This is a genomic window from Nocardia sp. CA-120079 (assembly GCF_050955745.1).
Classification (GTDB): domain Bacteria; phylum Actinomycetota; class Actinomycetes; order Mycobacteriales; family Mycobacteriaceae; genus Nocardia.
Map to the genome: position 1 here is coordinate 2641028 of NZ_CP192088.1, position 9153 is coordinate 2650180.

Below are 9153 nucleotides of genomic sequence, written 5' to 3' on the forward strand. Positions count from 1 at the left end.
CGACGATCTCGGCCCCCGGCTACATGATTTTCATCGGCGCCGACGGTGAGAAAACGACCGGGAATGCCGCCATGGCACGGTGGAAGGGACCGGGCCGCCAGATCAGCTGATCCGGGTGCACCCCCAGCTGGATGTCGGGAAGTGCGTCGAAGAGCTGATCGATGGCGTACTGAACAGTCAGGTACGCAACGCCTTTGGCCGGACAGGTGTGTGGTCCGGCGCTCCACGCCAGGTGTGAGCGATTACCCAGACGTCGTCCGTCGGCGTCGTCGTTGCCGCGGATCTCCGGGTCGTTATTGCAGCCGGTGAGGCTGATGACGACCGGTTGGTCCGCGGGCAACCAGATATCGTCGACCATGATCGGCTGGCGCGGGTAGGTGGTGCAGAAGTTCGCCATGGGTGGGTCGTTGAACAGAACTTCGTCGATCGCCGTGATCGTCGAGAGGTTTCGTCCGAGGACGTCCGCGCACTTGAACCGGTCGTCGGTGATCATCAGCAGCAGCGCATTGGTGATCAGGTTGCGCTGTGCTTCGAATCCGGCGCCGTAGAAGCTCATCAGCTGGGCGAAGATTTCTATGTCGTCCATGGCGGCCGGGTGATGTGCCAGCCGTGAGGTGACGTCGTCGCCGGGATGCTCGCGTTTGAGCTGGATCAACTCCATCAGTGCCTCTTTGAGCATCGCCATGCCCTGGGCGCTACGGACCGTGTCGAAGCGCGCCGCCATGCCGCTCGCGACACGCTGCCCGATGTCGGGTGGGCAGCCGACCATTTGGTTCAGGACGCCGAGCACAAGCGGAAATGCATACTGGGTAACCAGATTGGCATTCCCGGCCTTGCAGAAGGTGTTGATCAGCGGGATGGCGATCTGCTCGATGATCGAGGGCAGTCCGTGCACATCGATTCCGTCGATACTCGCGACGGAGGCATCCCGATAGCGGGCGTGGGTCGGTCCGTCGTTGTTCCGTGCGGCCGGGAGCCAGGCCATCATCGGCCGCACCGGGCAGTCCTCGGGGACCGTCTTCTGCCAGGTCCGGGGGTCGGCGGGAAAGTGCGTGGGGTCGTTGAGGATTCGCACTGCGGTCGCGTAGCCGATCACGAGTGTGGCCGGGACGCCGGGAGCCAACTCGATCGGGACCAGCGTGCCGTACTTGCGCCGCATCTCGTCATAGGCGTGGTGCGGATCGGCGACGAACTCCGGCGTGTACAGCGGAATCCGCTCGGCGGTAGTGCTCGATGATCCGTGCGGAACGGGGCAGACTCCGGTCATGGTGGTGTGCGGATCGGAGGTGGGGGGATGCGGTGTGGTCAAAGACGTTACTCCAAACGGTGGAACAGAATTCGACAAAGACTGAATCAATGAGCGCGGGCAGATTCCTCGAACAAGATCATCGGTGCGTCGTCGAGCATTCGAAACGACACACCCTCTCTAGGACCTTTCCGGAACCTGGCGACTCGCCCACGCTAGCAACATAGCAACGGGCAGACGACGTTGCCCGGGGAACCTGGTTGCTACCCGGTTGGTTCGAGCGTGTCGTGGACGACTATTCGACCGGACTGCCGATGGGTAAGCGGCTGACCGGGGTGGACTGATCGGTCGGTGGCGCTTCGTCGAAACCGATCAGCTTCAGCATCGGTGCCGTCATCGCCGTAGTCACCAAGGCCATCACCACCAGCACCGAATACAATTGTGGGCCAATGAGTCCCGTGCTGAGACCGACGTTGAGGATGACGAGTTCTGTCAATCCGCGGGTGTTCAGCAAGGCCGCCAAGGCGCCCGCCGATCGCGACGGCAGACCTGTCAGTCGTCCAGCCACATAGACACTTCCGAGCTTCCCCACGACGGCCACCACCATGATCACCACCAACTCGCCGATCGCGGCCCGGTCGATCGCCCCGAGATCGACCGCGAGCCCCGCCACGACGAAGAATCCGGGCAGCAACACCAAGCTCAGGATCCGGGCGCCGGATTCGACCGCCTCGCGCCGCGCTCGGGGGAACACCACACCGAAGGCGAACGCACCGAAGATCAAATGCAGCCCGATCCATTCGGTGACCGCGCCGAGCAGCAGCGCGCCGCCGACACCGACCACGATCATCGTCTGCTCGGTGCCCGCCGCGGCGATCCGCGCCAATGCCGGGCGCACGATCCACCACGTCACAGCTACCACAGGAACCAGCAACGCCAGTCGCCATTGGCTGCCCGTTCCGGGGTGCGCGACGGCCAGCACGACGGCGAGTGCCGTCCAGGCGAAGATGTCGACCAGCGCCGCACAGGCGAGGCTGAGCTGACCGATTCCGGTGCGTGTCAGTCCACGATCGTGCAGGATCCGGGCCAACACCGGAAATGCGGTCACCGCCAGCGCGCAGCCGATGAACAGCGTGAAGCTCGGTAGGTCACCGGTTCGGTGTCGGGCGAGCGCGGTCGCGGCGATGCCGCAACCCAAGACGAACGGCACGGCATAGGCGGCGACCGATACCGCCGGGATCGACCGTCGGCTGCCCGCGAATACGCTGCGGTCGAGTTCCAGTCCGGCGACGAACATGAACACGGCGACGCCCACATTGGCGAGCAGGGTCAGATACGAGCGGATCTCGTGCGGGAACAACATGTCCGACAGATGCGTCCCCAACACGGTCGGGCCCGCGAGTATTCCGGCGGTGATCTCCCCGATCACCGCGGGCTGGCCGATGCGTTCGGCCAGCAGGCCCAAGATCCGAGCCGCCGCCATGATCAGGACGAGATCCATTAGGACTACGACGATTTGGCTACTTTGCACTCACTTCTCCCTCGCGATTCGACGTGCGTGCGCCGATCAGCTTGCCCACATCGCGCTCAATGTGGTGACGACACAGCGCAATGCTCGTCCGGTATCCAGTCTGGTATCGAGGCGATTGCGGGGTTCGCAGTCCAGGTGCAGGCCGGCCGGCACGGTCCCCGTGGTCCGGCAAGCGCTGACGAAGGTGTGAATCGCGGTGGCGGGATCGTCGGCCCGCATCGGATCACACACCCAGCACACCGGGGTACCGCACCGGGTGGCCGCCTGCAACAACGCGGGAAGTGCGTCGGCGGTACGGGTGCCCGACAGTGCGGGGACGAGCGTGAGCCGACCGGGCCGACGCTCGGGATTCAGGTATCGGCACAGGAACTCGACATCGTCCGGCGTCGCGGTGGGGCCGAGGGTTACCGCCACCGGGTTGCGGACGCGGGCGGCGAAAGACAGTTGCTGGGAAGTGAATTCGTGGTTCCGGTCGCCGATCCAGAGCAGTTGGGTCGAGCGGTCCCACTCCGGCCGCGTCAGCCGAGGTCGAGTCGCATTCGAATCGCAGGACCGGGCGGTACGCGAGATATGCAGGGGGGCAACGGAACTGTACAGTTCACGGGAAGCGGCCGGCGCGCTTGCCGCGATGGGGAGCATTGCGGCGACCTCGACCAGCAGATCCCGCCCCACCGACGCCGGGTAATGGTCCGCAGCGCCGCGCAGCATGTTCGTGCAGAGCGCGATGGGCGGGTTCGGGTCGCGCCAACTTCCGAGCAGTGCCGCGGCCCGGCGATATCCCGCCGGCAGCCGATCCCCAGTAGAAATGCTGGAATCGGCTGGTGCACCGCATAATTCGTCGTCGTAACGCAGTTGGCCGATGGTTACGATCGGCGTGTCCAGTCCGTGCTTCAGTACTGCGGCGGCACTGATCGCCAGCGCACGGCGGGCGGGCAGGGTCGTGACATCGAGGGCCGCGGAAGTGCGGGCGCCGAGATGCACTACGAATGCACGCCCGCGCGCTGCGGCGGCCAAATGGGTGGTGAGCGAGTCGGATTCACGCGGATGGACCAGCTCGGGTAGGGCTCGCGAACACTGTCCGCCGGTGCGCGGTGCGTCGATATCGCAGCCACCCCGGCGTGCTGTCGCGGGGTGGGCCGATTGTGTTCGGGTGTAATCGGGCTCGTCGGCCCAACTCAGATCTTCATCCGCGAGGGGGGCATGCTCCGGTGGGACAACGCTGGGATTGAATATCTCGCGGATATAGCACAGCGGCTGATGATCTCCGAGCATGATGACGTACGCCTTGGCCGCGCAGAGGCGACCATCGGGCCATCTCGTGACGCCCGCCCGCAGCACATGTCGCCGCTGGGACAGGCCCCGAGAAATCAAACCGCGACCGATAGGCACATGCAGATCGTCGGTGCCCGCCGCGGTCGCCTGCCCGCTCACGGCGACGACATAGTTCATCGATGCGGTGACCATGTCGGCATTGATCAGACACGAGCGACGGACGATGACGCGGTCGGGACCGGCCAACCGCAATGCGTCGGCGACGGTGGCGGGCAGTTGGTGAGCGGCGAGTTCGTCCTGGCGCAGCACCCGCACCTGGAGATCCGTGCCGAGGATGGCCTCTAGTCTCGGCTGGGTGAAGCCGTCGCTGGCCAGCAGCCGCCGAGTGATCGGATCGCCGAAGCGCGCGATCTGTTGTGTGGCTGTCCGGGAACCCGAACCACCGACCGGGGAATCGCCCGGTGGTTCGGGGTCGGAGCGCGTGATCGTCATAGTGACCGGCTTCGCGCTGTGGTTTTCACGAAGGCCGCAACTAGAGTACGGGGACGTCGGCCGCCTTCGGGGGGAGCACCGGCCGCGCTATGGCCTCGACCTCGGCGACGGCGCGGGGCCGGGTGGTCAGGCCGAGTACCGGTTCGGTGGTGATCCGCACACCGTCGAGCACCGTGTCCGCCAGCGGGTCACGCCAGTGGTCCCAGACGACCGACATGTCCAGATGACCCATGTACTCGAGGTTGGCCGAGTCCGCGTGCAGTTTTTCGGTCTCGGTGAGCGCGGAGGCGATGGTGTCGGTCGGGGTGCGCTCTTGTTCTCCCGAGCTTTCGTCGACATCGGTGAGCCCGGCCATGATTCGGGTGAACGACACCTCTGGGGTGTCGCCTGCGTGCGTCTCGGTGAGTCTGTCCGCGTGCGCGAAGTATTCGTCGGAACCGATGTACTGCTCGTACATCCGCGAGACCAACACGAGGAAGCGTGAGTAGGCCCGGCGGGCAGTGTGCTCGTAGAAGGCCAGTGCGTCGGTCTCGCTCATTTCACCACGCAGGCTGGTCGCGATCGCGGCGGCGGCGACGAGTCCGCCATACGTCGCCAGATGCACGCCGGTGGACAGCAGCGGATCGAGGAAGGCGGCCGAATCGCCGACCAGGGCATAGCCCGGACCGGAGAACCGATCCGACACATAGGAGTAGTCCTGTTCGGCCTTGACCTCGGCGACCTGCCTGGCGCCTTCGAGCAATTCGCTCATGGCCTTGCTGTCGCGAATCGTATTGTGGTAGTAGGCATCTCGACCCTGCTCGCGTAGTCGCTCGCCCGCCTTGCGCGCGGAGACCACATAGCCGACGCTGAATCGGCCATTGGACAGGGGGATATGCCAGAACCAGCCGCCCTCGGGGGTGGACACGACGTTGATCGCGCCCTCCGGGCTGTCCGGGTGCAGGCGCGCGCCTTCCCAGTACGACCAGACCGCGACATTGCGGAAAGCGGGGTGCTGCCGCCGCATGTTGAAGCGTCGTTTGGCGAGCAGGCCGTGTCGTCCCGAGGCATCGACGAGAAAGTCGAATCGGGTGGTCCGGGTACCGTTGTCACCAGGGCCGGTCCATTCGACGGCTACCGGGCGGTCACCATCGAAAATCACGTTCTCGACATTGGCGTTCTCGATCACCTGCGCGCCTTGTTCGGCCGCGTTGCGCAGCAGAATGTCGTCGAACGCGTCCCGCTCGACCTGGTAGGACCAGGCTTCGGCATCGACGAGCTGGGACCAGTCCAGCAGCCAGTTATCGTTCTGCCACTGGAAATAGCCGCCTCGCTTGATCTGGAAGCCATGCGCCGCGACCTTGTCGAACGCGCCGGAGAGACGCAGTGTCGACAGGCATGATGCGAGCATCGACTCGCCAATGTGATACCGCGGGAACGTATCTCGTTCCAGAAGCGTCACGCGGATTCCTGCTCGAGCCAGCAGAGCTGCGGTTGTCGACCCCGCTGGGCCGCCACCGACAACGAGGACATGCGGATCGTTCGCCATATGCACACTCCTTGGAACAGCGGACACCGACGCGGACTGTGCGCCCACATCGGTAACCGAACCAACTCCGGTCCCACGGTGGTGGATCAACCCGGACCGAGCGTCGCCGCCAGTTAGCCATGCGTGACGACGCCCTCGTCAAATTGTAGCGGCAACGATCGAATCATCAACTACCGGAGTCGGTTTGGCGAACCAGACAATAGGTGGTAACCGGTGTCTGAAGGGTTGCGAAATCTCGGAATCGGACCTGCTCGCCGACCCGCCCTTACGAAGCACGCCTGGGTGGGTGTCGGATGCGGCGGCGCGGTGTCCGCGGATGCATGTCAGAGCAGCACTTTTCGTGGAGATCGTGCGCCGCGATCAGAGGGAATCGCCTGGGCGTGACAGGCGAGGCTGTTCGTTGTCGTTTGGCATCACCCCCGCTCTTCCGGCAAATTCAGAGTAAAGCCCAAATCAGGACCGCGCGAGGCGTTCGCAAAGTTGACTTCTGCGGTTGGCGACCGAGGCGCAGTGATCAACGCGCGGATTCCGCTGCGGCGGAAGTGATTTGCCCGGTCGCGCACCCAGCAACGCGGGTGCGAACTGTCAAGGGCACCCGCGTTATCTGATCGTGACGCCTATTCGGGTGTCTGCTCGACGGCCCCTGCCACCGCGACCGTGGCTTCGGCGGCGTGCCGGGCGACCTCGGGGGTGCATCGTCCGAGTCCGCACGCGGTGGCGACTCCGAAGGCATTGCGACCCAACGCATCCTCGAAAAGCGCACGCGCTCGGTTGCTGTTCTCGACCGAATCCGTGGAAACCACGCCCGCGATCACCCGCCAGTCGGTGGACAGTGTTCGCAGGGGAGCGTAGAAGCGAGGTTCCAGTGGTGCGGGCTCGGCGCCGTACGCACACGGAATATGTACCGGAGGCAGCGGCGCCCCTTGTCGATCCAATAGTCGCGCAGTGCGATTGAGCAGCGTCACCGCGGGTGCCAGACTGCGCGGGGACAGCAGGCTTTCGTGCTGATAGTCGCCGTAGCACAGGTGCACAACGGTTTCCGCGCCGATCTCGTGCAACTGCCCGAGGACGCCGGCGAGCTGGCGCGCCACCAGCGGGGCCAGCGCCCAGCGCGAACCCAGCTGTGTCGCTTTGACCATGCTCAACAGCGCGAAGGGGGATTCCAACTGCCAGACGACACGGTCGCCGTGCCGACCGACCACCTCCGATACCTCCTGCACCACCGCTTCGGTGAACACCGGCAGCCTGCGCAATGCGGCGATCGCGAGATCGAAGTGCCGCAATGCCTTTGCGACCGGCAGCCCGCCGGACACGGCCGCGCCCGCGAATACGAACATGGCCAGATCCAGTGGATTCGGCAGGCTTATCTGGACTTTCGTCTCGGCCAGCTGCGGCTGTTCGCGCTGCAGCGAGTCGAACGCCGCCACCACTTCACCGATGCGCTCGACCCGGTCCATCGACACGTGCCGCGGTTCGAGCTTGCGACCGGATCGGAGTCCATAGCTGGGAAAGTCGCTGTAGTCGGCATATCCGCCGTCCTGGACGATCTCGAAGACATCGGAATGCTGCTTGCGGGTCAGCAGATAGTCCATGATCCAGTCGGGGTCCAGATCGCAGGGGAGCGCGGTGACCGGCCGGCCCGCGGTGCGGTCGGCAAACCATTGCAGGACAGCGCGATCGCCCGTCATCAGGTCCGCCGGAAGACTGCCGACATAATGTGCGTACCTGGTCATGGGTGGCCCCTTAAGGTTCGGAATACGTGCGAGCGGACAGCCAATAGTGACGCAGGTGCGCAACGCCGACAACTTCGACGTTTTCCGTTGTCGCACTTGGCGACTTCGGAAATCGGACGGGCCGTCAGGGTGCTGAGCAGAGGTCAGGGTGAACCCTGATCTTCACCCGGATATCGGTGCTGAGCTGGTGATTTATCACCATCCGGCTGCCAGCATGGAGGAGTCGGATCGTCGGATGGCGGTTCGCCCGAGACCTTCTGGAGGCTGGCATGTTGTGGAAAATCATCGGTGTCGTAGCGGTCGTCTGGATCGCGCTCGCCATCATCGGTGCGTTGATCAAGGGGCTGTTTCCGATTCTGGTGATCAGCGCGGTCGTCTTCGGGCTGTACCTGCTGTACAAGGCGGTCGCGGGCTCGGACAACTCCGTGAGCAAGCTGTAGCGTCCGCCCGCGGGCCCGCCGGGACTCGGGCGCCGCGGTTTCGAGAGGTGGGCCGTGTGCCGCCCGCTGCGGGCAGCGCGCGGCCCACCCGCGTTCGGGGCGTCTGCTTGAATAAGCCGTGTGGAGCAGGTTCCCGAGGATTGGCAGCGCGGCCTCGTCGTCGTGGCGCATCCGGACGATATCGAATACGGTGCGGCCGCCGCGGTGGCGCGTTGGACGGGGCAGGGCAAGGACATTCGCTACGTGCTGGTGACCTCCGGCGAGGCCGGAATCGCGGGCATGCCGCCGGCCGAGGCCGGACCGCTGCGGGAGGCCGAGGAGGTCGCCGCCGCCAAGGTGGTCGGGGTGCACGAGGTGGAATTCCTCGGTTATCCGGACGGTCGCGTCGAAGAAACCCTTGCGCTGCGCCGCGACCTGGCCGCCGTGATTCGTCGTCATCGTCCGGAATTCGTGGTGCTGTTCAATTTCGGCGACACCTGGGCTCCCGGCTATGCCAACAGCGCCGACCATCGCGCGGTCGGCCGCGCCGCCCTCGATGCCATATCCGATGCGGGCAACGAGTGGATTTTTCCGGATCTCGCCGAACCGGCGTGGTCGCCCCGGCTGGCCGCGGTGGTCGGCCCGAGTGCCACCCACGCCGTCGACGTCACCGACACCATCGAGCAGGCCGCCGCCTCGCTGGCCGAGCACCGCCGCTATCTCGAGGTGCTCAGCCCCGAGCCGGTCGCGGACCAGGTGCGCGCGGTGGTCGACATGGCGACCGCCCCGAAGCCGGGATTTCCCGCAGCGCGTGCCGTCGGCTTCGAGCTCTACTACTTCGGCTGATCGCTGTGACGGCAGTCACGTCGACAACCGGTCTCGAGGCTGTTTTCGCGAAAATGTCGCGGAAATCACGTTCGATGGTGGCAACA

The 9153-nt window shown here is 65.2% G+C and carries 7 protein-coding genes; 2 read left to right on the plus strand and 5 right to left on the minus strand.

Annotated elements, in window-relative coordinates:
- Positions 1–19: 19 nt before the first annotated feature.
- From ACQPYR_RS12205 to ACQPYR_RS12225, 5 genes are all read right to left on the minus strand, one after another.
- Positions 20–1309, minus strand: coding sequence for a cytochrome P450 (locus tag ACQPYR_RS12205; RefSeq protein WP_433631245.1), 1290 nt, complete (start codon positions 1307–1309; stop codon positions 20–22).
- A 232-nt stretch (positions 1310–1541) separates the two neighbouring features.
- Positions 1542–2777 (minus strand): cation:proton antiporter, encoded by a 1236-nt coding sequence (locus tag ACQPYR_RS12210; RefSeq protein ID WP_433631247.1) that lies wholly within the window; start codon positions 2775–2777, stop codon positions 1542–1544.
- 36 nt (positions 2778–2813) lie between these two features.
- The gene (locus ACQPYR_RS12215; protein ID WP_433631249.1) at positions 2814–4541 is read right to left on the minus strand and encodes a 3-deoxy-7-phosphoheptulonate synthase; all 1728 of its coding nucleotides are present in this window, start codon (positions 4539–4541) and stop codon (positions 2814–2816) included.
- Positions 4542–4581: 40 nt separating this feature from the next.
- The gene (locus ACQPYR_RS12220; RefSeq protein WP_433631252.1) at positions 4582–6069 is read right to left on the minus strand and encodes an NAD(P)/FAD-dependent oxidoreductase; all 1488 of its coding nucleotides are present in this window, start codon (positions 6067–6069) and stop codon (positions 4582–4584) included.
- Between the two features lie 617 nt (positions 6070–6686).
- Positions 6687–7802, minus strand: coding sequence for a hypothetical protein (locus tag ACQPYR_RS12225; RefSeq protein WP_433631255.1), 1116 nt, complete (start codon positions 7800–7802; stop codon positions 6687–6689).
- Between the two features lie 269 nt (positions 7803–8071).
- Here ACQPYR_RS12225 and ACQPYR_RS12230 point away from each other — a divergent pair, with 269 nt between their 5' ends.
- Both ACQPYR_RS12230 and ACQPYR_RS12235 read left to right on the plus strand, forming a co-directional pair.
- Positions 8072–8242 (plus strand): hypothetical protein, encoded by a 171-nt coding sequence (locus ACQPYR_RS12230; RefSeq protein ID WP_040692895.1) that lies wholly within the window; start codon positions 8072–8074, stop codon positions 8240–8242.
- A 120-nt stretch (positions 8243–8362) separates the two neighbouring features.
- Positions 8363–9067, plus strand: a complete 705-nt coding sequence (locus ACQPYR_RS12235) for a PIG-L deacetylase family protein (RefSeq protein ID WP_433631258.1) — start codon at positions 8363–8365, stop codon at positions 9065–9067.
- Positions 9068–9153 lie beyond the last annotated feature (86 nt).